Annotated in this window: 26 protein-coding genes and 1 riboswitch; of the genes, 13 read left to right on the top strand and 13 right to left on the bottom strand. The window is 48.0% G+C overall.

The features are described from left to right. Nucleotides 1-63: 63 nt before the first annotated feature. From QN395_RS02200 to uraH, 5 genes are all read right to left on the bottom strand, one after another. On the bottom strand, nt 64-984 hold the full coding sequence (locus QN395_RS02200; protein WP_322121682.1) for a LysR family transcriptional regulator: 921 nt from the start codon (nt 982-984) through the stop codon (nt 64-66). A gap of 49 nt (nt 985-1,033) precedes the next feature. Then, nucleotides 1,034-1,564, bottom strand: a complete 531-nt coding sequence (locus tag QN395_RS02195; RefSeq protein ID WP_323492195.1) for an ureidoglycolate lyase — start codon at nt 1,562-1,564, stop codon at nt 1,034-1,036. Between the two features lie 63 nt (nt 1,565-1,627). Beyond that, a complete protein-coding gene (alc, locus tag QN395_RS02190) occupies nt 1,628-2,638 on the bottom strand; it encodes an allantoicase (RefSeq protein WP_323492196.1) in 1,011 nt (336 codons plus the stop codon). Nucleotides 2,639-2,810: 172 nt separating this feature from the next. Beyond that, nucleotides 2,811-4,037, bottom strand: coding sequence for a urate hydroxylase PuuD (locus tag QN395_RS02185; protein ID WP_322121157.1), 1,227 nt, complete (start codon nt 4,035-4,037; stop codon nt 2,811-2,813). A gap of 142 nt (nt 4,038-4,179) precedes the next feature. After that, nucleotides 4,180-4,533 carry a hydroxyisourate hydrolase gene (gene uraH / locus QN395_RS02180; RefSeq protein ID WP_322121158.1) on the bottom strand — a complete coding sequence of 118 codons (354 nt, stop codon included), beginning with the start codon at nt 4,531-4,533 and terminating at the stop codon, nt 4,180-4,182. A gap of 504 nt (nt 4,534-5,037) precedes the next feature. Between uraH and QN395_RS02175 the strand changes: the two genes are divergently transcribed. The 3 genes from QN395_RS02175 to uraD all read left to right on the top strand — a co-directional run bounded on the left by QN395_RS02175 (nt 5,038) and on the right by uraD (nt 7,374). Then, complete coding sequence (locus QN395_RS02175; protein WP_322121159.1) at nt 5,038-5,784, top strand: GntR family transcriptional regulator; 747 nt, start codon at nt 5,038-5,040, stop codon at nt 5,782-5,784. Between the two features lie 90 nt (nt 5,785-5,874). Then, entirely contained in the window at nt 5,875-6,813 is a 939-nt protein-coding gene (gene puuE / locus QN395_RS02170; RefSeq protein WP_322121160.1) for an allantoinase PuuE, read from the top strand. Nucleotides 6,814-6,852: 39 nt separating this feature from the next. Beyond that, a complete protein-coding gene (gene uraD / locus QN395_RS02165) occupies nt 6,853-7,374 on the top strand; it encodes a 2-oxo-4-hydroxy-4-carboxy-5-ureidoimidazoline decarboxylase (RefSeq protein ID WP_322121683.1) in 522 nt (173 codons plus the stop codon). Nucleotides 7,375-7,474: 100 nt separating this feature from the next. Here uraD and QN395_RS02160 read toward each other — a convergent pair whose 3' ends face one another. Both QN395_RS02160 and QN395_RS02155 read right to left on the bottom strand, forming a co-directional pair. Next, nucleotides 7,475-7,963, bottom strand: coding sequence for a hypothetical protein (locus QN395_RS02160; RefSeq protein WP_322121161.1), 489 nt, complete (start codon nt 7,961-7,963; stop codon nt 7,475-7,477). A 177-nt stretch (nt 7,964-8,140) separates the two neighbouring features. Beyond that, entirely contained in the window at nt 8,141-8,680 is a 540-nt protein-coding gene (locus QN395_RS02155; protein WP_322121162.1) for an acyloxyacyl hydrolase, read from the bottom strand. A gap of 193 nt (nt 8,681-8,873) precedes the next feature. On the opposite strand from QN395_RS02155, the gene QN395_RS02150 reads away from it, so the two are divergent. After that, the gene (locus QN395_RS02150; RefSeq protein ID WP_323492197.1) at nt 8,874-9,785 is read left to right on the top strand and encodes an NAD(P)-dependent oxidoreductase; all 912 of its coding nucleotides are present in this window, start codon (nt 8,874-8,876) and stop codon (nt 9,783-9,785) included. A gap of 143 nt (nt 9,786-9,928) precedes the next feature. Further along, nucleotides 9,929-11,095: an acetylornithine deacetylase gene (gene argE, locus QN395_RS02145; RefSeq protein WP_323492198.1), complete on the top strand. Its 1,167-nt coding sequence runs from the start codon at nt 9,929-9,931 to the stop codon at nt 11,093-11,095. 46 nt (nt 11,096-11,141) lie between these two features. Here the strand turns inward: argE and metF are convergent, their stop codons facing one another. The 3 genes from metF to ahcY all read right to left on the bottom strand — a co-directional run bounded on the left by metF (nt 11,142) and on the right by ahcY (nt 13,869). After that, nucleotides 11,142-11,969 (bottom strand): methylenetetrahydrofolate reductase [NAD(P)H], encoded by an 828-nt coding sequence (metF, locus tag QN395_RS02140; RefSeq protein WP_322121165.1) that lies wholly within the window; start codon nt 11,967-11,969, stop codon nt 11,142-11,144. Beyond that, the gene (locus QN395_RS02135) at nt 11,969-12,310 is read right to left on the bottom strand and encodes a phage holin family protein (RefSeq protein WP_322121166.1); all 342 of its coding nucleotides are present in this window, start codon (nt 12,308-12,310) and stop codon (nt 11,969-11,971) included. Before QN395_RS02135 ends, metF begins: the two co-directional genes overlap by 1 nt. Nucleotides 12,311-12,414: 104 nt before the next feature. Next, the gene (gene ahcY / locus QN395_RS02130) at nt 12,415-13,869 is read right to left on the bottom strand and encodes an adenosylhomocysteinase (RefSeq protein ID WP_416200138.1); all 1,455 of its coding nucleotides are present in this window, start codon (nt 13,867-13,869) and stop codon (nt 12,415-12,417) included. Between the two features lie 26 nt (nt 13,870-13,895). Further along, nucleotides 13,896-13,974: riboswitch (S-adenosyl-L-homocysteine riboswitch) on the bottom strand. 321 nt (nt 13,975-14,295) lie between these two features. Here ahcY and QN395_RS02125 point away from each other — a divergent pair. Continuing rightward, nucleotides 14,296-15,399: an alkane 1-monooxygenase gene (locus tag QN395_RS02125; RefSeq protein WP_322121167.1), complete on the top strand. Its 1,104-nt coding sequence runs from the start codon at nt 14,296-14,298 to the stop codon at nt 15,397-15,399. Nucleotides 15,400-15,681: 282 nt separating this feature from the next. Here the strand turns inward: QN395_RS02125 and QN395_RS02120 are convergent, their stop codons facing one another. Continuing rightward, complete coding sequence (locus QN395_RS02120; RefSeq protein WP_322121168.1) at nt 15,682-16,224, bottom strand: adenine phosphoribosyltransferase; 543 nt, start codon at nt 16,222-16,224, stop codon at nt 15,682-15,684. A 79-nt stretch (nt 16,225-16,303) separates the two neighbouring features. After that, nucleotides 16,304-18,298 (bottom strand): cation:proton antiporter, encoded by a 1,995-nt coding sequence (locus QN395_RS02115; RefSeq protein ID WP_322121169.1) that lies wholly within the window; start codon nt 18,296-18,298, stop codon nt 16,304-16,306. A 464-nt stretch (nt 18,299-18,762) separates the two neighbouring features. On the opposite strand from QN395_RS02115, the gene QN395_RS02110 reads away from it, so the two are divergent. The 7 genes from QN395_RS02110 to hpf all read left to right on the top strand — a co-directional run bounded on the left by QN395_RS02110 (nt 18,763) and on the right by hpf (nt 24,374). Then, nucleotides 18,763-19,800 carry a KpsF/GutQ family sugar-phosphate isomerase gene (locus QN395_RS02110; protein ID WP_322121170.1) on the top strand — a complete coding sequence of 346 codons (1,038 nt, stop codon included), beginning with the start codon at nt 18,763-18,765 and terminating at the stop codon, nt 19,798-19,800. Then, nucleotides 19,800-20,363: an HAD family hydrolase gene (locus tag QN395_RS02105; RefSeq protein WP_322121171.1), complete on the top strand. Its 564-nt coding sequence runs from the start codon at nt 19,800-19,802 to the stop codon at nt 20,361-20,363. The genes QN395_RS02110 and QN395_RS02105 overlap by 1 nt, the downstream gene beginning before the upstream one ends. Beyond that, nucleotides 20,360-20,992 carry an LPS export ABC transporter periplasmic protein LptC gene (gene lptC / locus QN395_RS02100; RefSeq protein ID WP_322121172.1) on the top strand — a complete coding sequence of 211 codons (633 nt, stop codon included), beginning with the start codon at nt 20,360-20,362 and terminating at the stop codon, nt 20,990-20,992. Before QN395_RS02105 ends, lptC begins: the two co-directional genes overlap by 4 nt. Before the next feature lie 40 nt (nt 20,993-21,032). Beyond that, nucleotides 21,033-21,617, top strand: a complete 585-nt coding sequence (gene lptA / locus QN395_RS02095; RefSeq protein ID WP_322121173.1) for a lipopolysaccharide transport periplasmic protein LptA — start codon at nt 21,033-21,035, stop codon at nt 21,615-21,617. A gap of 4 nt (nt 21,618-21,621) precedes the next feature. Next, nucleotides 21,622-22,362, top strand: coding sequence for an LPS export ABC transporter ATP-binding protein (lptB, locus tag QN395_RS02090; protein WP_322121174.1), 741 nt, complete (start codon nt 21,622-21,624; stop codon nt 22,360-22,362). A 17-nt stretch (nt 22,363-22,379) separates the two neighbouring features. After that, on the top strand, nt 22,380-23,876 hold the full coding sequence (locus QN395_RS02085) for an RNA polymerase factor sigma-54 (protein ID WP_323492200.1): 1,497 nt from the start codon (nt 22,380-22,382) through the stop codon (nt 23,874-23,876). A gap of 153 nt (nt 23,877-24,029) precedes the next feature. Continuing rightward, on the top strand, nt 24,030-24,374 hold the full coding sequence (hpf, locus tag QN395_RS02080) for a ribosome hibernation-promoting factor, HPF/YfiA family (RefSeq protein ID WP_323492199.1): 345 nt from the start codon (nt 24,030-24,032) through the stop codon (nt 24,372-24,374). Nucleotides 24,375-24,678: 304 nt separating this feature from the next. Here hpf and ggt read toward each other — a convergent pair whose 3' ends face one another. Continuing rightward, the gene (gene ggt / locus QN395_RS02075; protein ID WP_322121176.1) at nt 24,679-26,487 is read right to left on the bottom strand and encodes a gamma-glutamyltransferase; all 1,809 of its coding nucleotides are present in this window, start codon (nt 26,485-26,487) and stop codon (nt 24,679-24,681) included. Nucleotides 26,488-26,646 lie beyond the last annotated feature (159 nt).

Raw genomic sequence — 26,646 nt, 5'->3', positions numbered from 1 at the left:
ATATCGGAAAAAGCGGATGGAACGCGATCTACATAGTGGACATTACGCCACTTTAAGACATATTCAAGCCGTCCAGTGACGGCAAAAATCTAGAAAATAAGCCAGACGTGCAGATAGCATTTTATTCTGATGGCGGATTAAATAAAAGCGCCGTTCTAACTTGGGGATGCTGGTCTTCATCTCCACCAAGCGACCGATACTGAGCAAATCCGCGACCACGCGGCGCGACAGGCAGGCGACCCCCAGACCTTCTGCCGCTGCGTATTTGATGGCTTCTGAATTGCCAAATTCCCCAGCAGGTTGTAAGTGATGGAGGTGTGGCAACAGCGCATGTTCGACGGCTTCACGCGTACCAGAACCGGCTTCGCGCAAGAGCCAATGAGCGCTACGCAGCGCTTTAAGCGGAACCTTGTCGCCCGGTCTGCCAGCCAGGATGGGATCATGAGGGGCGCAGACGATAATCAGCTCATCGCTGATCCACGGCTCCACTGTCAGATCGGCCTGATGGCAAGGGCCTTCAATCAACCCAATATCCACTTCAAAATTGCTGACCGCCAGCGCGATGTCGCCGGTGTTGGCGATGGTGACATTGGGATGATGCGCGCCGGAAGTCGTCTGGCTCTTGTTGCTCATGGTGTTCAGTGCGGCCATGATCGCAGGCAGCAGATAGATGCCAATGGTCGTGCTGGCACCGATGCGAAGACCCGCGCCGGACGTCGCGTTCTGATCCAGAAATTGTTGCTCTATGGTGTTGGCGGCATCGAGTATCTGGCTGGCTTGCGGTAACAAGAGGCGGCCATTGTCATTTAACACCAAGCGTTTGCCAACACGGTCAAACAAACTGGTAGCCAAGCTGCTTTCGAGCTCATTGAGGGCAGCGCTGGTGGCCGACTGCGACAAACTCACCGTCTCGGCAGCAGCCGTAGTGGTGCCGGATTGTGCAATCGCCAGAAAAATTTGTAGCTGTCTGAGTGTCAGGCGCATAGAAGAAAAGCTTGCGGAGCTGCGGTCACTATTGCGGTCACTATCATGTTCACGTTGACGACTTTCGCGCCTGCTCAAGGCTGTCATCTGTCAGCCAGAGATCTGTTTGCAAAAACAGTTCGTCGCAATTGTGTCCTTGGCCTATTCTGTCCATTACAACAAAATCGCTGACTTGATGTAGTGTGATCAACGGATGATGCCAGACGCCTTTAACATAATTGACACCCTGAAATCCGCGACCCAAAAATGCCCGTAAGTGCTCTACTTTGAAATCACCGGCAGGCGCAACGACGACCAGATATTCATCCCCTGTATTTTGTGTCACGGGAATAAACGCCTGACTACCGAGAGGATGACGTTCCATGATCGTGATTTCCATCGGCAACGCGCGCGGCTGACCACGGAACAGACTAATGATCGTTTGCCCGCCCTGATCTGCCGTATCCGCACTGGTCAGTGCATGGTAACGTTCAGTCGTACCCTGATTGATGGGATAGTGTCGCGCGCCCTCCAGCATAATCACATCGCCAAAAGCGGCAAAGCTGTCGCGGTTGAGAGGTTCGATGAGAAGTGCTGGCATAGGGTTCTAACAAAAAAAAGTAAAAATCGAACGAAAAAAATTCAGAAAAAAATATGACGATAATTACGGCAGGCGACTCCACAAACGCAACCGCGACACACCGCCGTCCGGCACAATATTAAACCGGATATGCGTAATAGGTCCTAGCGACTTGATCTGGTCGGCATAATAATGCTGATGATCCATTTGCAGTTTTTGTTCGCTTAATAGTATCGGCCAGAACATCGCTTGTGTAACCAGAGAAGTATCCGTACCACCAATCACATGCGCTGCCTGAATTGAGCAGGCATCAGGGAAATTCCCCTTGAAATAGCAGGTATCGACTTCAATTTTTTCTACAATACCCGGATGTGCTAATGCGATGATGCACCAGTCGTTCCCCGGTTCGCGCCGACGACGGGTTTCCCAGCCATCACCCATATTAACTCCACGTCCTGGCATTAACATATTGGATGCCAGACCAAAATGCTGATTGGCCGCAGCGACGACATAGCCACCGTTTTCAACAGAAATCAGATCGAATAATTCTGTGCGGTCTGCTGTGTCCCAATTTGCTTGTGGTTGTCCATACACACGCAATCGGGCAACGCCACCGTCGGGATAAATATTCAGTCGCAGGTGGGTAAATGCTTGCGTCGTCTTAATCTCGTGATAGTGATGGCTATTGCCTTGCAAGTTGACCGAGGGCAGAATTTCTTGCCACTCTGTTTGCGCATCAGGCGCACCGTCGGCGACATACGCAGCTTCCAATGATGCTGCTGGCGGGTAGTTACCAGTAAAGTGACTGGTGTCGATATCCACACCCTTGATTACGCCGGCGCGTGCCAGTTTAAGCACGCAGCAGTCATAACCGCTGACACGCTTGCGACGGGACTCCCAACCATCCATCCATTTGCCGTTGGTATCGTATTTGCCGACAATAAATACTGCCGGATCGGGATTGAGCATGCGCGACATTTCAGCAAAAAAATCGTCACTGCAAGCAAGGGTAGCGGCACCCAAACGCGGATCAGCGAGATTGGGGTAGCGGCGCGTAAAGTCGGGAGCATTTGCATCGAGTTGAATGATGGTCATGGGCTTCTCTTCTCTTAAGTGTTTTTCGGACTTACGCAAAAATGCCCCAGCTGCGTTACAGCGACTCGCCATACTAAAGTACTGTCTTCGTCGCTACGCTTTGCTGGGACAATTTTGCGTAAGTCCTAGTTTTAATAAATAGGGCTAATGTTTGATCGCATAATGGTAGTCGTCACTTCGCGCCGTTTTCAACCCAGTGCGCAATCGTTGCACGCTCGGCATCGGTGATATTAGTGATGTTCCCCATCGGCATAATCTTCTGTTGCACCACTTGCTGATAAATCAGTTGCGCTTTACCTTTGATTTGCGCGGGATCATCCAGCATCAGTCCTTTCGGCGCCACCGCCATCAGACTAGGTTTGGCTGCATGGCATTGGATACAGCGTAACTGTATGATCTGCTGAACCTGTGCAAACTCTGTATCGACTTTGACACTCGATGCAGGCTCTGCAGTTGTCCCAATCGAAGCTGTGGGTGTAGCTACCAAAGCAGCAGGTTTTGGCGCAATCCATGCTGCGACTGCCGCCAAGATGACAATCGCTGCAACAGGAAATACATAGTTGGTATTGCCCTTATGCCGCAGAATAAAAAACTGACGTATCAACACGGCTGCGGCCATGATCAATACCAGCACCAGCCAATTATGCTCGCTGGCATAGGTCATGCTGTAATGGTTGGACAACATCGCAAACAAGACAGGTAGGGTGAAGTAGGTATTGTGGACGCTGCGTTGTTTGCCGCGCTGACCGTAGATTGGATTCACCGGCTCGCCCGCGCGCATCGCGGCGATGACTTTGCGCTGCCCGGGAATGATCACAAAAAATACATTCGCACTCATGATCGTGGCAATCATGGCACCGATGATCAGGAAGGCAGCACGGCCAGAAAATAAATGACAGGCACCCCATGAAGCAGCAAGCACATACGCCGCCACCAGCGCCGATAATAGACGACTATTTTGATTCAACGCCCTGCACAGTAAGTCATAAACGATCCAGCCCAAAACCAAAAATCCGAGCGCCAATACGACCGCTATCGTTGGCGTCAGATCAGCAACTCTCGGATCAATCAGATAGGTTTTTGCGTTGAACAAATACAGCAGAGAAAATAAGCTAAAACCCGACAACCAAGTGCTATACGACTCCCAATAAAACCAATGTAAATCGTCGACCAGTTTGGGTGGTGTGCCAGTATATTTTTGTGGGTTATAAAAGCCGCCCCCGTGCACTGCCCACAGTTCGCCGCCGACACCTTGTTTTTTTAATTGCTCATCCACCGGCGGTTTTAAACTATTGTCCAGCCAGACAAAATAAAACGACGAGCCTATCCACGCGATCGCGACGATCACATGCAGCCAGCGTAGCAGCAGATTGGCCCACTCTAATAAATATGCTTCCATGCTTTATAGCTTCCCTTGTTTGAATCTTAGTGATTGGCGTTTGGTTTGAGTGAGTTCAGTCTAAATATACAAATTGAGGTAGTTCAATCGAGTCGATGCAATGTCAATTCGTTGCCTCAAATTGTTGCCGCAAATCCTAGGCTCAACTACCGCGATAAGTAGAATAACTCCATGGCGTCACCACCAGCGGAACGTGATAATGCTGCTGCGGATGTGCGACGCCAAAGCGCAATGTCACTACGCCAAGGAAGCTAGGCTCTGGCAAGTTGACGCCCATTTTTTGGAAGTAACTGCCGACATCAAAATCGATCTCATACACGCCGGTGTTGAGCGCATCACTTTCCAGCAAAGGCTGATCGCAACGACCGTCGGCATTGGTCTGCACGGAACAAACTACCAGCCGTTGCCCGTCTTTGATTTGATAGAGTTGAACGGCAACGCCCTGACCGGGTTTGCCATGTGCGGTGTCTAGTACGTGGGTAGTTATACGTCCCATGATGTGTCCCATCCTGATTCCTTCACGATTAAAACACTAGCTTTGGGGGCGCTCTTGCTGGTTGAAGCAGGCCTGAAAACTGGGCTAAAAATTGGCCTGAAAACGAGCTGAAACTGATGAGCGACCTTCTATTATCGAAGTGTCGGGATGGCGACTGATTTTATTGCTCTTTATTATCGATGGTGCCGGTCAATAGAGAGAATAAAAATGCGGATCGCCTGAAAATATTGACAACAAAAAAATACAATATTGTAGACAATAGTAGGGAGGTAATTTCTGGCTGTCAAACAGATTTTAAAATAAATGCCGGATTGTGCTGGTTCTTTTGGCGATGCAATTGGGTTTTAATCACTTCGCCCAGCCGTCGCAGTCATTGCGGATGCTGATGAGTCGTTGATGAATTACTGAAATTCAGCACCCAACTCTTTTTGTCATTAAAAATCGCTTGTAATTGTCGACAATCTATATTTTAATGAACCGATCATCCCGATCCTAAGTAAAACCATGAACGACACTCTCAAGCTTGCCGCACTAGACGGCAAGTCAGCCACAACGGATCAGCCAGCGGAAGAACGTATGTACCGCGAGATCTACGACGCCATTATGGAGCACCGTCTGCCTGCCAAGACCAAACTGGCAGAACAATCGCTCGCCGAGATATATCAGCTCGCCCGCCACGGCGTGCGGAAAGTTTTAAGTCAGTTAGCCGCCGATGGTCTGGTTGATCTGGAGCCTAACCGTGGTGCGTTTATCGCCAGTCCCAGCGAGCAAGAGGCGCAAGACATGTTTGAATTACGCCAGAGTCTGGAGCAACTGGTGCTAGAAAAAATTGTGCAATCGACCAGTCATGACAAAGCCACACAATTAACAGCGCTGCGCGAGATGGTGGAGCGTGAGCGTGCCGCTTACATGCAGGGCGATCGCTCACTCTGGATCCGGTTGTCAGCGGATTTTCATATTGAACTAGCGAAGCTGAGTGGTAACCAGTTGTTGGTCGATATGCTGCGTCGGCTGGTATCACGAACCACACTCTTGATCTCCAGTCTGGAGGCGTCCGGCGCACCTGCCAGCGCACAACCCTGCTCCTTTGATGAACATTTAAATGTGATCTCGGCGCTGGAACAAAAAGATCGCGCTACCGCATTGCACGCCATGGCACACCATCTGGAGCAGTGTGCTTGCCGGACACAAAAGAAAGCGGATAAAGGCTTTGACCTGCGCGCTGCCTTAGGAAAATCTCGCTCTGCTTAGATATATACCCCAGTAGGTATATTTTAATCGTCCAAATAATCATTGGACAATAGAGCATATTTTATAAAAATAATGGGGAGTATATTAAAAATGAGTGAAAGTACCTATCCACGTGATCTAATCGGCTACGGCCGTCACGTGCCTCATGCGCAATGGCCACAACAAGCGCGGATTGCTGTCCAGTTTGTGCTGAATTATGAAGAGGGCGGTGAAAATTGTGTACTGCATGGTGATCCTGCCTCGGAACAATTTTTATCCGAAATCGTTGGCGCTGCTGCCTATGAAGCGCGGCATATGTCGATGGAATCGATTTACGAATACGGTTCCCGCGCGGGTGTCTGGCGGATTTTGCGCGAGTTCGAACAACGTAAGCTGCCGCTCACCGTATTTGGTATCGCGATGGCATTGCAACGCCATCCTGACGTGACTCAAGCTTTTGGTGAGCTGGGTCATGAGATTGCTTGCCACGGTTTGCGCTGGATTCATTATCAGCATATGGAAGAAGCTAAAGAGCGCGAGCACATGCAACAGGCGGTCGAGATTATGCGCACGCTGACCGGCAGCGCGCCGCTGGGCTGGTACACCGGACGCGATTCCCCGAATACGCGCAAGCTGGTGGTAGAGCATGGTGGCTTTGCCTATGACTCGGATTACTACGGCGATGATTTACCGTTCTGGACTGATGTCACCGTCTCCGATGGCAGCAGCAAACCACACTTGGTCGTGCCGTACACCCTCGACAGTAATGACATGCGTTTCGCCACGCCACAAGGATTTAACACCAGCGATCATTTCTATCAATATCTAAAAGATAGCTTTAATGTGCTCTATGCCGAAGGCGATCCTTACGGCCTCAATGCACCAAAGATGCTGTCGATCGGGATGCACTGCCGCTTGCTTGGTCGTCCCGGACGCTTCCGCGCCTTACAGCGATTTTTAGATTATGTGCAGATGCATGACAAGGTGTGGATTTGCCGCCGCATTGATATCGCCCAGCATTGGATGGCACAGCATCCGTATCAGAAATAAATCAGAAATAAATTAGAAATAAACGTAAATATTACGATCATCATGCCCACAACAATCTCACTCGCAGAACTAAACCACATGGACCGTGCTGAATTTATCCGGCTGCTCGGCGGCATTTTTGAGCACTCGCCCTGGGTGGCAGAGCGGGCAGAGCCACATCGTCCGTTTGCCTCACTCAATGATTTGCACAGCGCGATGGCAGACGCGGTACGCAGCGCGGAGTTCGATATGCAATTAGCCTTGATACGCGCCCATCCAGAGCTGGCTGGCAAAGCGGCAGTGCGCGGAGAACTGTCAGCAGAATCAACCCGGGAACAAAGCGGCGCGGGCTTAAATCAATGCAGTGCTGAAGAATTTGACCAGCTGCAAACATTGAATAGCGCGTACAACGAAAAATTTGGTTTCCCGTTTGTGATCGCAGTGCGGGGACATGACCGGCAAAGTATCATCGCGCATTTTACGCGTCGCTTAGCCTCAGATCAGACCACCGAAATGCAAGAATGTCTGGAGCAGATCATTCGTATCGGTGGTTTTCGTTTAGCGGATATGGTAGCTGCTTAGGCAATTACTTGGGCAGTTGCTAGGTAGTTGCTAGGTAGTTGCTAGGTAGTTGATTATGCAGTTGATTAATAGCGCCCTCAGACTCAAGCTGAGCGTCTGATTAATCAGGCTTACGAAATTCGTTTTCTATCCAGGTTGTTGCGCTGGCTTTCGTTAGCTTAAATGTCGGCGCAACCCGCACTTTGGCAAGTTCCGTGTTATCCGCATCATGTGCGCTGAGCATCGCATAGGGATCGTCGTCATCCGGCACGATATCCAGACTAATTTTAAAGTCAGCCGTGTCGGTGCTGACCATCAGACTCTTGTGCAAAATGGCATGCAATTGTTGCTCGTGACGGCGAATGACTTCGGATGCGGTTTTTACCAACGTCCCAAATGCGTTCGCATCTAGCGGCTTAGGATTTTTTTTATCGCGTCCCATGGTCCATGGACCGACGAGCGCAGGCTCTGGCTCACCATCCTTGATCATCGCCACCGCCCAACCTTCATCATCGTCGTTCTTGATTACGCGCGCAGTCCAGCCCTTATCACGCCACAGCCGTGGCTCTTGGGTTTTAGTGTCACTATCTTGGTTTATTTCGTCAGACATAGTAGGTATCGGTCGCAGCTGGGGTGAGTGGTAATTAATTCATGCAAGTTGCTAATGAAGTAATCAATAGAATGAATAGGACTTACGCAAAATTGTCCCGCCAAGGTGCAGCATCGAAGCTGGTGCGGTTTGTGTAAGTCCTACCAGACTGGCTATTTTGCCGTATTGTCTATCAGCTTAAAATGCGTAGCCGGCTTTGACTACTGCGAAGTTGACGCCGGGGTTTGGATGTTTTACGCCACCGTTTGAATAATGTTGAATCTTAAAAGCAATGTCCCAACCATTGGTGAGTACGTAACCTACGCCAATGTGGTCGCCAAATTGGAAATTCGTCGAAAATGTCCGGCCATTATTGTCATATATCTCCGACAACATATGTAAGCCGATACCGGCTTCTCCATAAAGTCCTTTTTTACTATCGTTTTGCAGACGGAAAACAGGTGTTATGCCAGCATCAATCAGACTTTGTTTTACGCCATGTCCCTGATAATTATTTTCTTGCCAGTCAGCTAGGGTCGCATCCCAATAACCACTGAGATTGGTGCCGTTAGATTTAAACCATTGCTGATCCCAGTTCCATTGAGCACCGCCGCGTACCATTTTTGTTTTATTTCCTGTTGCGAATTCTAATGACGCCGAATCCACGGCATGTGCCAGCGTTTGGGTTGATAAAATGACCAAGGCGCATAACAGCGAATTTTTTGCAGATGATTTCATAAAACCATGCCTTATTAAATAATAAAAAAAGAGAATTTTTGCTATTGTACCAATTAGGGTCTGTTATCACTTATTCGCACTCCCGGCTTGAGTAATAACAGACCTTAGCAAGCTTATCCAATATTGCAGTATAAAGAGATTCGGCGTTTAGGCTCATTCGCATTCTCAAATCATAGGTCAACCAACAATTCATATGACAAAACCTCGTATTGCATTCTTAGGGATCGGTTTGATGGGAAAGCCGATGGCCACACGCCTTATACAAGCAGAATATCCATTGACTGTCTGGAATCGCACCAGCAGCAAATGTAGCGCCTTAGGTGCGCTAGGGGCCGATATCGCTGAGACGCCATTGGCCGCCATCAATGGCTGTCATAAAGCTAATATCGTTATCAGCATGCTGGAAAGAGGGAATATCGTCGCGGATATGATCCAACAGACTTTGCCTGCATTGTGTGGTGATGAAATTTGGATAGATATGAGTTCTACCCAACAAGCAGAGGCACAGCAATTCGATCAAGTACTACGTGATAAAAAGTTAGGCTTTATAGATGCACCAGTCTCCGGTGGGGTGATCGGTGCAGAAGCGGGTTCTTTGGCGATTATGGCTGGTGCGAATGAGGCTGATTACGCTCGTGTTCGGGCTATTCTTAGCGTGATGGGGAAGCCTACTCGTGTTGGCCCGCCGGGTACCGGGCAGTTAGCTAAACTTTGTAATCAGTTAATTGTTGGCGGCACCATTAGCATCGTTGCAGAGGCATTATTGTTAGCACAAGCTGGCGGAGCCGATCCTGCTGCGGTACGCAATGCATTGCGGGGCGGTTTTGCTGAGAGCCGGATTTTAGAGGTACATGGACAACGTATGTTGGAGCGTAATTTTCTACCCGGCGGGCAAGTAAAAAGTCAGGCAAAAGATATGGAAAATATCCGAAAGGCCGCGCAACTTGCTGAGCTTGAATTGCCCGTGACAGAACTGATTGCTGAAATATATCGCAGTATTTTGGGCAGCTTGCCCGGTGCCGATCATTCAGCCGCATTGCTCGCTTTAGAGCAAAAAAATCCCGGTAAACGTTTGGGTACTAAGGAAGATATTTTTCCTGTATAAAATACAATTGAGACAGGAGATATGCAAAACCGCCTCAGCTGCGTTGCAGTGTCTTACTGGGACAATTTTGCGTAAGTCCTCAACAGATAAGAATCTGACACTAATACTAAAGCCCAAAATCATACCGCCGCAGAGAAAATCTTATGACAACCACCTTAACAGCCTCTTCCAATTTGCTCGATGTATTAGGGCAGCTGGTTTCTTTCAAAACAATGTCGAAAGATTCAAATCTTGAGCTCATCTTCTGGGTCAAGGACTATCTTGCAAACTACGGTGTGGAGTCACGTTTAACTTATGACAGCACTGGCAAAAAAGCCAATTTATTCGCAACGATCGGTGAGGGAAAAAAGCCCGGCATTATCTTGTCTGGTCATACCGATGTGGTGCCTGTAGAGGGGCAAGACTGGCATAGCGATCCCTTTGTCACCACGATTAAAGATGGTCGGGTTTACGCGCGGGGATCCGCGGATATGAAGGGCTATATTGCGGCGGCGCTATTAGCAGTGCCACACTACCTCGCAGCGGACAAAGATACTGCCTTGCATCTTGCCTTGTCCTATGATGAAGAAGTCGGATGTCTGGGTGTGCGCAGCCTGATCCGTGATCTGGAGGAGATCGGTCTTAAGCCAGCCTCATGCATCGTTGGTGAACCCACGTTAATGCAGCCCATCATCGCTCACAAAGGTACTCATCGGTTTCGTTGTTGCGTACGTGGACGCGAAGCACATTCCAGCTACACCACGCAAGGTGTTAATGCGATTGAATATGCGGCAAAAATTGTCGTCTATATCCGTGATATCGCTGATCGTTTAGCAAAACAAGAGCAACGCGATAATGCCTATACAGTTCCCTACAGCACCTTACAAACCGGATTGATGCGCGGTGGCCTAGCAACCAATATCGTGCCGCGCGATTGCGAATTTCAATTTGAAGCACGCACCTTGCCAGAGATGAAAGCGGAAAACTTGTATCAAGAAATCCAAGACTATGCGGCAGGTTTGTTACCGCAAATGTTAGCAGTAGAGCCGCTAGCCCGGATTGATTTTGAATGGCTGGCATCGGCACCTGGTTTGCAAATGCAAGAGTCTGATGCGATTGTGCAGCTAGCAGCACGCCTGGCAGGCAACGCACCAAACGGTGCTGTGTCGTATGGAACAGAGGCCGGCCTATTTCAACAAGCGGGTATTCCAACTGTGATTTGTGGCCCTGGAAGTATTGAGCAGGCTCACACTCCGAATGAGTATGTAGAACTGGACCAATTAGCGCAATGCGAACAATTTATGCAGCGTTTAATTGCATCCACTGAATAAAGATTATTGGCGTGCCAGCGTCTTTAGACCATTTAGAAAACCCCGCTTAAACCAAGCGCTGCCAAATCGCAGTCGTCGCCGCCGCCTGATTCAGCGAATAAAAATGCAAGCCAGGGGCACCGCCTGCCAGCAAGCGTTCGCACAAGTGCGTTACCACGTCCAGACCAAAGGCTTTAATGGAGGCCGTGTCATCGCCGAAGCTGGCTAGTTTTAAGCGCACCCAGCGTGGGATTTCTGCGCCGCACATTTCTGAGAAGCGCATCAGCTGGCTGCTGTTCGTGATGGGCATAATGCCAGCCACGATCGGTGCGGTAACGCCCGCTTTTTGTGCCAGTTCTACAAACTGAAAATAGGCATCGGCATTATAAAAATACTGAGTGATCGCCGCGTTTGCCCCCGCGTTGATCTTGCGCACAAAGCTTTGTAAATCATCTTGTGGCGAGCGTGCTTGAGGGTGCATTTCTGGATAAGCGGCAACTTCGATATGAAACCAGTCACCGGTTTCTGCACGAATAAATTCCACCAACTCATTGGCATAACGGAACTCACCTGCTGCACCATAACCGCTGGGTAAATCGCCACGTAAGGCGACCAGACGATGGATGTCATTGGCCTGATATTGTTTGAGAATATCGCGAATAGAATCGCGGGTGCCGCCGACGCAAGACAGATGTGGTGCTGCGGCATAACCTTCTTTGCGGATATCGATCACCGTATCCAGCGTACCTTGTTGCGTGGTACCGCCAGCGCCAAAGGTGACTGAGAAATATTTAGGTTGCAACTCTGCCAGTTTGGCACGTGTAACACGCAATTTTTCTGCGCCTTCCGCTGTTTTAGGCGGGAAAAATTCGATACTGAAATTGTGCTCGGACATTATTTTTTAAACAGTAAGGTGGAGAGCGTCCAAGAGATCACGCTATATAACAATGCGCCACCCACAGCTGACCAGAAACCAGCGACATGGAAACCATCAACTAAATTGGCGACACCCCAAAACATCAGACCATTGATGATGAAGATGAATAGGCCAAGCGTCAGCACAGTGACTGGCAGTGTCAAAATCAGCAGAATAGGGCGGATGATGGCGTTCACAAAACCCAATACCAAGGCAACAATCAGTGCGGTAACAAAGCTGTCAATCGACACCGAGTGCATAAGGTAGGGTAGGGCAAGTAAGGCGAGGCCGTTGATGATCCAGGTGGCTAGCAGGCGCATGGGTTCTCCAGTGTGATGGCGAATTGAAAAACAGAAGTAGTATTAAAAATAGCCCCTCCCCAACAAACTGGTGACGGGCTATTGCATTCTACTAAATCTTCTTATTAATAACGATATTGCTCTGGCTTGTAAGGGCCATTTTTGCTGACGCCGATATATGCTGCTTGCTCATCTGTCAGCTCACTCAACTGCGCATTAAGTTTTTTCAATTGCAGGCGAGCGACTTTTTCATCCAGATGTTTTGGCAATGTGTAGACGCCAACCGGATACTTGTCATTGTTTAAGAACAGTTCGATTTGTGCGATGGTTTGATTCGCAAAAGAAGAACTCATCACATACGATGGATGACCAGTGCCGCAACCCAGATTGACCAGACGACCTTCGGCCAGCAAGATAATGCGACGACCGCTAGGGAAGATCACGTGATCGACTTGTGGCTTAATGTTTTCCCAGGTGTATTGCTTGAGTGCGGCGACGTCGATTTCATTGTCGAAGTGGCCTATGTTGCAAACAATTGCCTGATCTTTCATCTTCAGCATGTGAGCATGGCTGATGACGTGGTAATTACCGGTCGTCGTCACGAAAATATCACCGTGTTCCGCCGCATATTCCATGGTCACAACACGATAGCCTTCCATCGCTGCTTGCAATGCGCAGATAGGATCGATTTCCGTCACCCAGACTTGTGCAGATAGTGCACGCATTGCTTGTGCCGAACCTTTGCCCACGTCACCATAGCCAGCGATCACGGCTACTTTACCGGCGATCATGACGTCAGTTGCGCGCTTGATGCCATCGACTAAAGATTCACGGCAACCGTACAAATTGTCGAACTTGGATTTAGTGACTGAATCATTGACGTTGATCGCTGGGAAAGCGAGTTTGCCTTCTTTGTGCATCTGGTACAAACGGTGCACACCAGTGGTCGTTTCTTCTGTCACGCCTTTGATGGCTGCCAGACGTTTGGAGTACCAGGTAGCATTAGTTGCAAGCCTGGATTTGATGGCATTGAAGAGGCAGATTTCTTCTTCTGACCCCGGGTTTGACAGAACAGAAATATCTTTCTCTGCACGTGTACCGAGGTGTAGCAACAATGTTGCGTCGCCGCCGTCATCCAAAATCATGTTGGAATAACCACCGTCGGTCCAGTCAAAAATACGGTGTGTGAAATCCCAGTATTCATCCAGATTTTCGCCTTTAAATGCGAATACCGGCGTGCCGCCCGCAGCGATTGCCGCAGCAGCATGATCTTGAGTGGAGTAAATATTGCAGGAAGCCCAGCGTACTTGGGCGCCGAGTGCATTCAGCGTTTCGATCAGTACCGCAGTCTGGATTGTCATGTGCAGGGAGCCAGTAATGCGCGCACCTTTTAATGGCTGGCTGGCAGCGAATTCTTCACGAATTGCCATCAGACCTGGCATTTCTGTTTCTGCGATCTGGATTTCTTTGCGACCCCAGCTAGCTAAGCTGATATCGGCGACGAAAAAGTCTTGAGTGGATTTTGCTGCTGAGTTTGAAACAGGTGTGGCGGCTGCGGTAGTCATGGTGGTGGCGTTCATCACGCCCTCCTTTCTAAGTGAAAAAAGTAACGTGAGCGCAGTTGCAGTGTTGAACATCCAAGCCTGGCGAAATAGCAAGATTTCGTCGCAACGCTCCTCGGATTGGCTGAAGTATAGCGCACTTGGAATGCCACGTCTGTACTTTGCGCTGCCAGTTGCGGGTCAGTTTGACGGTGCTGATGTCACAATTTTAAGAAAAATAATTGTCGATAAGCTTGGTGATCAGTTTCTAGTCTAGGTCGGGGTTATTCAGAATTGTGTTTTGGCGCAGTAGGCGTTGAGGGAATATATTTCGATGGGTATTAATCCAAAGACACTGGATTTTTGCCTCTGATTCATTCTATTCATGCGTGATGCATCGCAACATCAACAATCTAATTGACCTGCTATATTGTTTTAATTGATCGACGACTGAAAGTTTTTGCTATGACGACCCAACAGCCATCTTTACCTGCTCAATCTCCCTCGCTCATTGCGCGTTGGATCTGGCCGCTGCGCTTTTTTTTGATCCTGTTGGTGCCGATGTCTTTGTTTGATGCCTGGCGATTTGGTCGTGCTCTGGAGATGCCGAATCTATTTGCGTTCTGGCCTTTTTTTGTGATGTATGGGGTTTTGAGTCTGATCGATTACGTGGTTGGTCAAGATACCTCACAGCCTGAGGAGAACGTGCGCCATATAGCTCTGTATCGGTGGATTGCGCTGGCTGCATTGCCGGTGCAATTATTGTCGCTGTGGTGGGGTTTGCATGTGTTCACGACGACGGATTTTAATTGGATCGGCAAGCTGGGCTGGATCTTTTCAGTCGGTGCCGTATCGGGGATTTTGGCGATCACCGTGGCGCATGAGTTGATCCATAAACCAACGCGCTTAGAGCAGTGGGTTGGTGGCATCTTGTTGTCTTCCGTCTGTTATGGCGGATTTAAAATTGAGCACGTGTATGGACATCATGTGAACGTATCTACCCCTAAGGACGCGTCGTCCGCCAAGTTATGGCAAACGGTGTATGGCTTTATTCCACAAGCGGTCTGGCACAACACTCTGAATGCCTGGCGACTCGAAAAAAATCGTCTTCAAAAACGTGGACTGTCCGCCTGGCGCAATGAGGTATTGCTTTGGTCTGCGGTATCTACTGTGTTTGCTGCGGCAGCGTTTTTACTCTTTGGTTGGGCTGGTGTGTGTTTTTTTGTCGGTCAGGCTGTCGTGGCGTTTTGTGAGCTGGAGGCGATCAATTACGTCGAGCATTACGGCTTGACCCGGCAACGCACTGAAAACGGTTATGAGCGTGTTCGTCCAGAGCATTCATGGAATTCCAGCTATCGTTTGATGAACTGGTTTTTGATGAATCTGGCGCGGCATTCTGATCATCATGCCTACGCATCTCGACGCTACCAGGAGTTGCGCCATTTTGAAGAGGCGCCGCAATTACCGGGCGGTTATGGGGCGATGGTGGTGCTGGCGTTTTGTCCGCCTTTATGGTTCCGGATTATTCATCCGCGGATTCCCGCGCATGTACGGCAAGCCGATGTCTGATGCGTTTTAGCAGGTGTTGGCTGGGCTTGTTTTGGGCTAGCTGACAAGGCAGGTAATGCAGAAGGAATTCATATACTCCCCATTAATTTTTTAAAATATAGCCTATTGTCCAGCAATTCTCTGGACAACTTAAAAATACATGGTGCAGTATATTATTTGATCTAACTGGGCAATGTGTTTTAAATGTAAAAAAAGCCAAATTAATTGGCTCTTTTTTTGTGTTGACGGTTTGCTCAGCGTTGTTGATTACAACAATAGCAACCCGGCATTTTCCTGATTTGCTTAATGACCATCAAAATTACAAACGGTATACAAAGGCATGCCGCTAGCCTGAATCAGTTTTGATCCGCCCAGTTCTGGCAAATCGACAATCACCGCACCTTCGACGACTTCTGCGCCTAGACGTTCCAATAGTTTTTTACCCGCCATCATAGTGCCGCCAGTGGCGATCAGATCGTCAATCAGCACGACGCGGTCACCAGGTTTGCAGGCGTCAGAGTGCAGTTCTACCGTGGCACTGCCATATTCCAATTCATATTGCTCGGATACCGTGTGGAAGGGCAGTTTGCCTTTTTTGCGGATGGGCACAAAACCCAGATTGAGTTCATAAGCCAGCACCGATCCGATGATAAAACCACGGGCATCCAGACCAGCGACGACATCGAGTTTTTCATCCATATAGCGATGTACAAACATGTCGATCAGCACCCTGAATACTTTGGGATTTTGTAGCAAAGGGGTGATGTCACGAAACATAACGCCTTGCTGTGGCCAGTTTTCCACAGTGCGGATATGTTCTTTAATATAGTCGGATGGATTGAACATCACAGCTTGCCTTCTTAAATGGGTTGAATGATGCAAATTGCCGAAGTAGCAATTGATAGAGCAAACATAAAAATGCCCGCTATTTTAACAGCCGTTGCTCTGCTCTAGCGACAGCTTCTGCCGTACCGCGTACCACGATGACATCACCTGCCAGCAAAATGATGCCCCTATTTTTCCCTTGATCTTGTTCTAGTCGCGTCTTGCCACGGCGCACCGTTGTGACATCTACATCCAGATTCTCCAGATCTAATTTATCTAAGGTGTTACCGACGGCATTGGCGTGCTCACCCAGAACAATCGTGTGCAAACGAATTTGCATGTTTTCTGGTCCGTCAGCAGCGTCACTGGCACCGTGGAAATAACCGCGCAAAGATTCATAACGTTCTTCACGCGCAGCCTGCACCCGATGTACTACACGGCGCAGCGGCACACCAAGCTGTACCAGGGCATGCGAGGCGAGCATCAGGCTGCCTTCCATCAGTTCTGGCACGACCTCGGTTGCACCGGCCTCGCGTAATTTATTGATGTCGCTATCGTCATGACTACGCACAATCACTGGCAGGCTGGGATTGAGTTCTTGCACCAGATGCAAGATTTTTAATGCGGATTGAGTATCTTTGTAGGTAATCACCAACGAGGCGGCGCGTTTGATGCCGGCGGCGATCAGACTTTCGCGCCGAGCTGCGTCGCCATACGATACATTGGCACCGGCAGTCTGAGCTTCGCGGATGCGATCTGGGTCCAGATCGAGTGCGTAGTAGTCAATATTTTCCTCGGTCAACACGCGTGCCAGACTTTGCCCGCTACGACCAAAACCAGCCACGATGACATGCCGCTTGGTGCTCATGGTGCGGGCAGCGATTTGGGTCAGTGCCAGCGATTGCATCATCCATTCGTTAGCGGACAACTTCATCACGATGGCGTCAGATTTGGCCAGAATAAAAGGCGATGCCAGCATCGACAACACCATTGACGCCAGTATTAATTGCAATAACAGCGGATCAAGCAGTTGCAAACCGCCAGCCTGATTTAATAAGACAAAGCCAAATTCCCCCGCTTGTGCCAATCCCAAACCGGTACGCAACGCGACGCTGCCTGTGCTGCCAAATAGTTTGGCAAGACCGGTAATCAGTAAAAATTTGAGCAATACCGGTCCCAGCAGCAAGATCAACACGAGTAAGGGATGCTCAAACACCAGGCGTAAATTCAATAGCATGCCGATGGTGATAAAAAATAAACCTAGCAAGACATCGCGGAAGGATTTGATGTCTTCTTCCACCTGATGCTTGTATTCAGTCTCTGAGATCAGCATGCCAGCGACAAAGGCACCCAGCGCCATGGATAAACCCGCGTGCTCAGTCAGCCATGCTGCACCTAGCGTGATCAACAACAGATTAAGCATGAAGAGTTCTTGCGAGCGGCGTTTGACAACGATGCTAAACCAGCCGCGTACTAATTTTTGTCCAACAAATAACAGCAGAAACAAGACCAGAGCGGCTTTCCCGCTGGCCCATGCGAGAGCTTCAATCAAATTGCTGGAATGCGATGCCAGCGCCGGTACCAGGATCAGTAAAGGGACAAATGCCAGATCCTGAAACAATAAAATGCTGATAATTTGTCGGCCGTGCGGGCTTTCCAGCTCCAGTTTTTCGGTCAGCATTTTAGAAACGATGGCAGTAGACGACATGGCCAGTGCACCGCCTAGCGCGAAGGCAGCTTCCCAACTGATATTAAAATGTTGGGGCAGCCAGTAAGATGCGGCTAAACCAATCCCCATGCTGCTGACAATAGTGACCAGCACTTGTGCCAGACCCAGCCCGAACACAGTTCTGCGCATCGACATCAGTTTTGATCGCGAAAACTCCAGCCCAATAGAAAACATTAAAAACACGACGCCAAATTCGGCCAGCTCATGCGTGGCCGCACTATCTTCTGCCAGCCCCAGACCAAATGGGCCGATCAAGATACCGACCACTAGATAACCCAGCATCGGAGGCAATTGCAGCATACGGAAAGCGACGACACCCAGAACGGAGGCGGCGAGTAAGAGGAGGGTGGTGTCAAGTGCGGTCATGCGACCATTATTGCTTAATCTTTTTTTAAATCAAAACGATAAATCAAAACGATCAATTCTTATTTATTCAGGATTTACGTAAAAACCGAAAGTTACTTGCTGCCATTCACATGGATCAGATGGCCTAACATAAAACATCAAGACCTCTCACCACAGAGACACAGAGGCACAGAGAAAATCAGGAGAACAGCGAAATCCTGCCTTTGTTTGTTCTTCCTCTGTGCCTCTATCGTAAGGGGTTTTGTTTTTTGCATAAGTCCTATTATTAATACTCATTAAGTATGTGCCTAGTGGCGGTGATCGCAAATATAAAAATTTGTCGGTTTCTTTTGCTGTTATCACTATCCTTTATCTTCATAATAAAAATTTATTTAAATATTCAAAAAGCAAGTATTGGCTAGATATAGGTAACATATGGTAACTGGCAGAGTTTTTGCTTAGTCAAATTCGTTTATACTCTGGGGATGAGCACTTTTAACCTTATTCCATCACAAACCCCGCCAGCGGCTCCTTCTGGCGATGCCTTTGCGCGTCGTGCGCTGCGCCTAGCGTGTGAAACTTTGCAAATAGAAGCAGACGCCATTAAGGTTCTGCAATCTCGGCTTTCTGACGATTACGCGGCATTCGCCCAGGCTACCGATCTGCTGTTGCATTGCCAGGGACGGGTCGTCGCTTCTGGGATTGGCAAGTCTGGCCATATCGCCCGCAAGATTGCCGCAACTTTCGCCTCGACCGGAACGCCTGCTTTGTTCGTTCATGCGGCAGAAGCTGCGCATGGCGACTTGGGCATGGTAACGCCGCAAGATGTGTTTATCGGCATCTCTTATTCAGGTGAAGCGTCGGAATTGATGGCGATTGCGCCTATCATTAAACGTTTAGGCGTCAAATTGATTACCCTTACTGGTAATCCAACGTCTGGTCTGGCCAAACTGGCAGATGTACATTTAAATGTACATGTCGATAAAGAAGCTTGCCCGCTTAACCTTGCACCTACGGCTAGTACAACAGTCACACTGGCGCTGGGCGATGCACTTGCCGTTGCGGTGCTGGACGCACGTGGTTTCCGTGAAGAAGATTTCGCCCGGTCCCATCCCGGTGGCGCGCTTGGTCGACGCTTGCTGACGCATGTACGTGATGTGATGCGCAGCGGCGATGATATTCCTCAAGTGACGCCTGACACTAAATTGACCGTTGCGTTGATGGAAATCACCAAAAAAGGCATGGCGATGACGGCCGTAGTTGACCTTGAGCAGCGCGTCGTTGGCGTCTTTACCGATGGTGATTTACGTCGCTTGATGGAGAGTGTTCAGGATTTTACTAAAATTGTGATTGCCGAAGTCATGCACAAAAATCCGCGTAGTATTCGCGCAGAGCAACTGGCGGTAGAGGCGGTGGAGATTATGGAAACACACAGAATCAATCAGTTGCTGGTGACAGATGGACAAGGCAAGTTGGTTGGTGCTTTACATATTCACGATCTGACTCGTGCTAAGGTGATTTGATGACGGCAACGATAACGACAACGACAGCGAAGAGCTTGAAAGTAAATAGAGTTGCCAAGGCAGCCCAAGTCCAATTAATGATTTTTGATGTGGACGGTATTTTGACTGACGGCAGCCTGCATTTTGGCCCTGAGGGCGAAATGATGAAAAGCTTTAATGTGCTGGATGGTCAAGGTATAAGACTGCTGCAACAAGCTGGTATTCAGACCGCGATTATCAGCGCACGTCAGTCGCCGATTGTGGGGCGCCGTGCTTCCGATTTGGGGATTGTTCATTTGCGCCAGGGCATACATGACAAACGATCTGCTTTTGAAGAGTTGTGTATGGAACTGAATATCGCAAGAGAGTATTGCGGTTTTATTGGCGATGATGTAATCGATTTACCCGTGTTAACGCGAGTTGGTTTTGCCGTCAGCGTGCCGAATGGACATGCCGAAGTACGTTCCCGCGTTGATTATGTGACGCGGGCTACTGGCGGTAACGGCGCAGTCCGCGAAGTCTGTGATTTTATATTGCAGGCTCAAGGTAAATACGACCAGGCTTTAGTGCCTTTTTTAATATGAAAACCTTTATTTCTTTAGACCGGTTCCGGATTTGGCTATCCATTGTGATTCTTGGTATTGTCGTACTGTGTAGTTTTTGGGTTTTAGAAGTCATGCGCAAACATGATGTACAAAATACCTCAAATCTTCAAACCAGAATTGAGCCTGATTATTATGTTGAAAATTTCAATTTTATTCGGCTGCCAAACAAGGGGAAAATGAACTATCGTATTTCGGGTGATCGCTTAATTCATCGTCCGCGTTATGATAATTTTGAAATATCACAGCCGCGTATTAATAGCTTCGACGAAAATAAAACTCCTTTATTTATGCAAGCTGACAAAGCGGTAATCGAACAAAAAAATGCGCAGACAGCCGTCAAAATAGCACCGCGAGATAGTGATGAAATTCACTTATTTGGGCACGCCAAGGTAACCAGACCCGAGAGCCCAACGACAAAATACATGGAGTTGCAGTCCGACTATTTATTACTTTTACCTGATCTGAATATTATGAAAACTGACAAGGCAGTGAGTCTTTTTTCACAAAATACGGAAACGCATGCGATCGGAATGTTCGCCAATAATGAAACTCAGGAAGTAAATCTGCTAAGTAAAGTTCAAATTCAGATCCAGCCTAAAAAACAGTAGATCAGTTGCCAAATTCAAGTAACAGTATGAGGATATATTCATGACATTTTTTAAACATCAACGTAAATACAAACATCAAGCATCGATATCATTTGCATTGATAATTGCAAGTCTGTCGTTGACTCATTCCCCTGCGTTTGCTGAGAAAGCAGATAGCCAAAAGATGACAGCAATCACCTCAGACCGATCTGATCGTAACGGTAAAACGAATGTAACTACGTTGACCGGTGATGTGATCATTATCCGTGGGACATTAATAGTAAAAGCGGCTCGTGCCGTAATGACTGAGACGGCAACCAGTACTAGTTATGTGCTTTTTTCAGCACCGGGAGTGCAGGTGTTTTTCCGCCAAAAAAGAGATGGCGGCGCTGATTTATGGGTCGAGGGCGTTGCTGACAGGGTTGAGTATGATGACAAAACCGAGATTACGAAATTTATTTCTAAAGCCGATGTGAAATATCTCGACGGGACTGTAGTCACTCAAGAACAAAAGGGTGAATATTTGTCTTACGACAGCCTGAACGATCTTTTTGTCGCTGAGAATAATAGTTCCGGTACAACGGTGCCTGGCTCTGGCCGGACTACCTTGTTCATCGCGCCAAAATCTGACAAAAAAGTCAAATAACAAGATGAGTACATTGTCGATTAAAGGTTTACAAAAACGTTATGGCGCACGCCAGGTGGTAAGCGATGTGTCATTGGATGTGAAGAGCGGTGAAGTCGTTGGTTTGCTGGGTCCTAACGGCGCAGGTAAGACGACATCGTTTTATATGATTGTTGGTTTGGTCACCTCGGATGGCGGTGAAATTAATATTGATGGCGTAGATATTTCACGCCTGCCGATACATAAAAGAGCCAAGTTGGGTTTGTCCTATTTGCCGCAAGAAGCCTCAGTGTTTCGTAAGTTATCGGTAGAGGACAATATCCGCGCCGTACTTGAATTGCAAAAAAATCCAGAAGGTAAATTTCTGACTAAGGCTGCCATTGAGCAACAATTAGACACCTTACTTGCTGAATTGCAGATTGAGGGTATTCGAGAGAATCAGGCTCTGTCATTGTCCGGCGGTGAGCGTCGCAGGGTAGAGATTGCCCGGGCGCTGGCAACTAGTCCTCGTTTTGTCTTACTGGATGAGCCTTTTGCGGGCGTTGATCCAATCGCCGTGATTGAAATTCAGCGTATTGTGGGCTTCCTGAAAGATAGAGGGATAGGGGTACTGATTACCGATCACAATGTGCGCGAAACCTTGGGTATTTGTGATCACGCTTACATCATCAATCAAGGTGCAGTGCTTGCCGCAGGTAAGCCCGACGACATCATCAATAATGAGTCCGTCCGCAGAGTTTATTTGGGAGAGCATTTCCGCATGTAGCGGGAAGCCATATGATGATGAAGCAAAGCCTGCAACTGCGCACGTCACAGCATTTGGCGTTAACGCCGCAATTGCAGCAATCTATCCGTTTGCTGCAATTGTCCACGCTGGAGCTACATCAAGAGTTAGAAAATCTACTTTCCGACAATCCCATGTTGGAGCGGGTAGATGATCCTATGGATAATGCAGTGCGCTTGCTTGCCGACGGCGCCATCAGTGCGACTATGAATAATTCTGAAACTGAATTCGCCGCGCCAGAAAAGAATGGCGATGCTGCTACAGCAAGTGCCAGTTCTGAAAATGCCGACCTTAGCGAAGTCGCTGCCTCTGCCGATAGTACCAGCGCGAATGAAGAAGAGTGGAGCTTTGATGATGTTCCTCAAGGCAGCAAATCGTCAGAAGAAGATGACGGACGTCCGCAATTAGAGGCAGCGCAAACCAGCCTCAGAGATCATTTGCTGGAGCAGATGCGGCTGAACATCCGTGAGCCGCGAGATCGGGCTCTGATTGAGCTGATGATTGATGCCTTGGATACCAATGGCTATTTGATGGAAACACTGGAAGAAATTCATGCCAGCTTGCCGTTGGAGTTATGTGTTGAGCCAGAAGAATTATCCTTTGCGCTGAACATGTTGCAGAACTTTGACCCTAGCGGTGTCGGTGCCAGAAATGTATCCGAATGTCTGGCCTTGCAGATTAAACGTTTCCCTAAAATTCCTTTTGTGACGCGTCGGCTGGCGCAAAAAATTGTTGAGAACCACATCACTTTATTCGCTCAAAGAGATTTTAATAAGTTGAAGAAAATTCTCAATTGTGATGACGAGGATTTACGCGAAGCGCAAGTGGTTATTCGTCAATGTAATCCCAAACCGGGTGCTGAATTTGCCGCGGCCGCTTCGGATTATGTCGTGCCGGATGTGATCGTCAGAAAGACAGTGAACGGCTGGCAAGTATTACTCAACCAAGATGTGATGCCAAAGCTACGTGTTAATAGTATGTATGCCAGCATCATGAAGCAAAATCGTGGTGACGGTACGCTAGGTTCCCAATTGCAAGAGGCGCGCTGGCTAATCAAAAATATGCGGCAACGCTTTGATACGATTTTACGGGTTTCACAAGCGATAGTTGAAAGACAACGTAATTTTTTCACGCACGGTGCCGTTGCAATGCGACCACTTGTGTTGCGCGAAATTGCTGATACACTGGGTTTACACGAGAGCACTATTTCTCGTGTAACGACGCAAAAATACATGCTGACCCCGCATGGTATGTTTGAGTTGAAATATTTCTTCGGTAGCCATGTCGCGACGGAAGCAGGGGGGGAAGCATCATCCACCGCGATACGTGCACTCATCAAGCAGTTGATAGGAGCAGAAGACCAGAAAATCCCACTCTCTGACAGCAAGATTGCAGACATGCTGGGAGAACAAGGCATGGTAATTGCGCGACGTACAGTCGCCAAATATCGCGAAGCTTTGAAAATCCCGCCAGTAAGCCTGCGCAAATCTTTGTAACTTGTTCTTGAAATATCCTCGTATGTTGCTATATATAATTTAGCTCAATAAATAATTTAAATATTAGTCTGCCAATTCATCGTCTGATTAAATTTACATTAATTGAGTTAAGATAAAATGTTTGTAACAAGTAAGATTACCAAGGAGCGTAGTATGAATCTCACCATCAGTGGACATCACCTCGAAGTAACTCCTGCAATTCGTGAACATGTGCAAAATAAGCTTGAACGTATCAGGCGGCATTTCGATCAAGTAATTGATATCGCCGTCATCCTGACCGTGGATAAGCTCAAAGAAAAGGAAAAACGCCATAAAGCAGACATTAATCTGCACATCAGTGGCAAAGATATTCATGTTGAAAGCCTGGCACAAGATCTCTACACCGCCATCGACACTCTCATCGACAAACTAGACCGACAAGTCATTAAACATAAAGACAAAATCCAAAATCATCAACATGACGCGATCAAACACATACCCGATCCGACGCCAGTGTAAGCAGATGACTTAGTCGCTTTTTCGATTAGAAAATAGCAAAAAAGGACGCAATTCGGCGTCCTTTTTTTGTTTGCGTAACACTTGATTTGGTTTCGAAGATTATGTGCTGATATAAATATACTCCCCTATTATTTTTATAAATATGGCTTATTGTCCAGTAATTACCTGGACAACTAAAATATACTTGGGGAGAGTATTTATATTGAATAACTGGAGAAATAAGCGATACTCGTAGCTATTCATTTCTTTAAGCCGCACAGATTAGTTTGTACCCGTTTAAATTTCTACGCATTTAAATTTGACCTTAATACCCCAAAGTTTTTCCGTCAGGATTGCGCGGATCTGAATAACCATCAAATCCCTGATTGCTCATTTGTATAGTTTGTGTGCGACCCATAGTCGGTGACAATTTCAGATGCTGACCTTTTTGCTCCAGTATGTTTAAGGTATCGATGCTGATCCCTTTTTCTACGCGCAATTGATCTGGCATCCATTGATGATGAATACGAGGCGCAATGCTGGCTTCGGCAACATTCATATCATGGTCAATCACATTCATAATAATTTGCAAACTGGTGGTGATAATCCGGCTGCCACCTGGGCTGCCTGTGGTCAAAAATGGTTGTCCGTCTTTTAAAATAATTGTCGGTGACATTGAGCTGAGCGGGCGCTTGTATGCCGCAATCGCATTGGCATCGCCACCAAGTAATCCAAACGCGTTGGGAGCACCCGCTTTTACGGAGAAATCATCCATTTCATTATTTAAGGTAATGCCGGTGCCGCTAGCAACGATGCCGCTACCAAAATTCAGATTCAACGTGTAGGTGGTTGCGACGACATTACCATACTGATCTGCTGTAGCAAAATGGGTAGTTTGATCACTTTCGTAAGGCGCTAGTTTACCGGGCTTGATTTGATCGGACGGCGTTGCATGTTCTGGATTAATTTTCTTTGATAACTCATCAGCATAGGCGCGCGATGTCAGTGCTTTAATAGGTACTTTGACAAAATCCGGGTCGCCCAAATATTCAGAACGATCGGCATAAGCGAGCTTCATGGTCTCCGCCATCAGGTGTAAGTTTTGTGCACTGTTACTGCCTTGTTCTTTAATCGGAAAGTGTTCAAGAATATGCAACATTTGTACGATGTGTACGCCGCCTGAGCTGGGTGGCGGCATGGACACGATTTCATAGCCGCGATAATTACCTTTGACGGGTTCGCGCTCGACGACCTTATAATTTTTCAGATCTTCTGCACTGATAATGCCTTCATGCTGCGCCATTTCTGCAACAATTTTCTTTGCGATGGCCCCTTGATAAAAAGCACTTGCGCCTTCTTTTGCAATTAACTTGAGGGATGCAGCCAGATCTTTTTGGATTAATTTTTCACCAGCGACCAAAGGTTTGCCATTTTTAAAAAAGATCGCTTTGCTTGATTCCCACGCACCCAAATGATCATATTCTGCGTCGAGGATGCTGGCTAAATGTGGACTTACCTCAAAGCCTTGTTCTGCCAGTTGTATCGCAGGTGCAATGACATCTGATAATCTCATGGTGCCGTATTTACTTAGCGCCTGCGTCAATCCGGCGACAGTTCCAGGTACGCCAATCGCCAAATGCGAGTAGAGTGATTTGCCTGGAATGACTTTGCCTGCTTTATCCAGATACATGTCGCGGCTTGCTTTGATGGGTGCCATTTCGCGGAAATCCAGTGCGATGTCTCTACCCGATTTGGCATCATGGATTAGCATAAAACCTCCACCACCAATATTGCCTGCATTTGGCAACACCACCGCCAGCGCAAAGCCAACCGCCACCGCAGCATCGACCGCATTCCCGCCACGCTTTAGCATATCTAGGCCAACTTGCGTTGCTAAGCCTTGTTCGCTCGCCACCATCCCATGCTGCGCATGGATTGGACTGACGATGTCATAACCAATATCGTATTTGACGACGGGATTAATACGAGTGGTTTTAGTTACGAATTGCGCTTGTACGGTAGTAATGCTTGATACCAGCGTCAGCACGATTAATCCCAAACGTGATGCGCGCAACAAGCTTGTTGAATTTGATAGAAGTGGGCAAGGCATTGGGAAAAGTAGCGGAGCGCGCATGGATTGTCCTTGGGGCGTTTCAATATAATCGATTTTAACTTGATCGTTCTTATTCAGGCAGACAGGATTATTTTTATTAGTTGAGGTTCTTGCAAAACGAAACACCGGAGAGTAATTTTATTGCGAGAAGCGCAAAATAGATGAGAAAGGAGCGGCCAT

This window comes from Undibacterium sp. RTI2.2 (genome assembly GCF_035018705.1).
GTDB lineage: Bacteria > Pseudomonadota > Gammaproteobacteria > Burkholderiales > Burkholderiaceae_D > Undibacterium.
The sequence above is the reverse complement of the archived record's forward strand: the minus strand, read 5'-3'. Positions and strand labels throughout refer to the sequence as shown.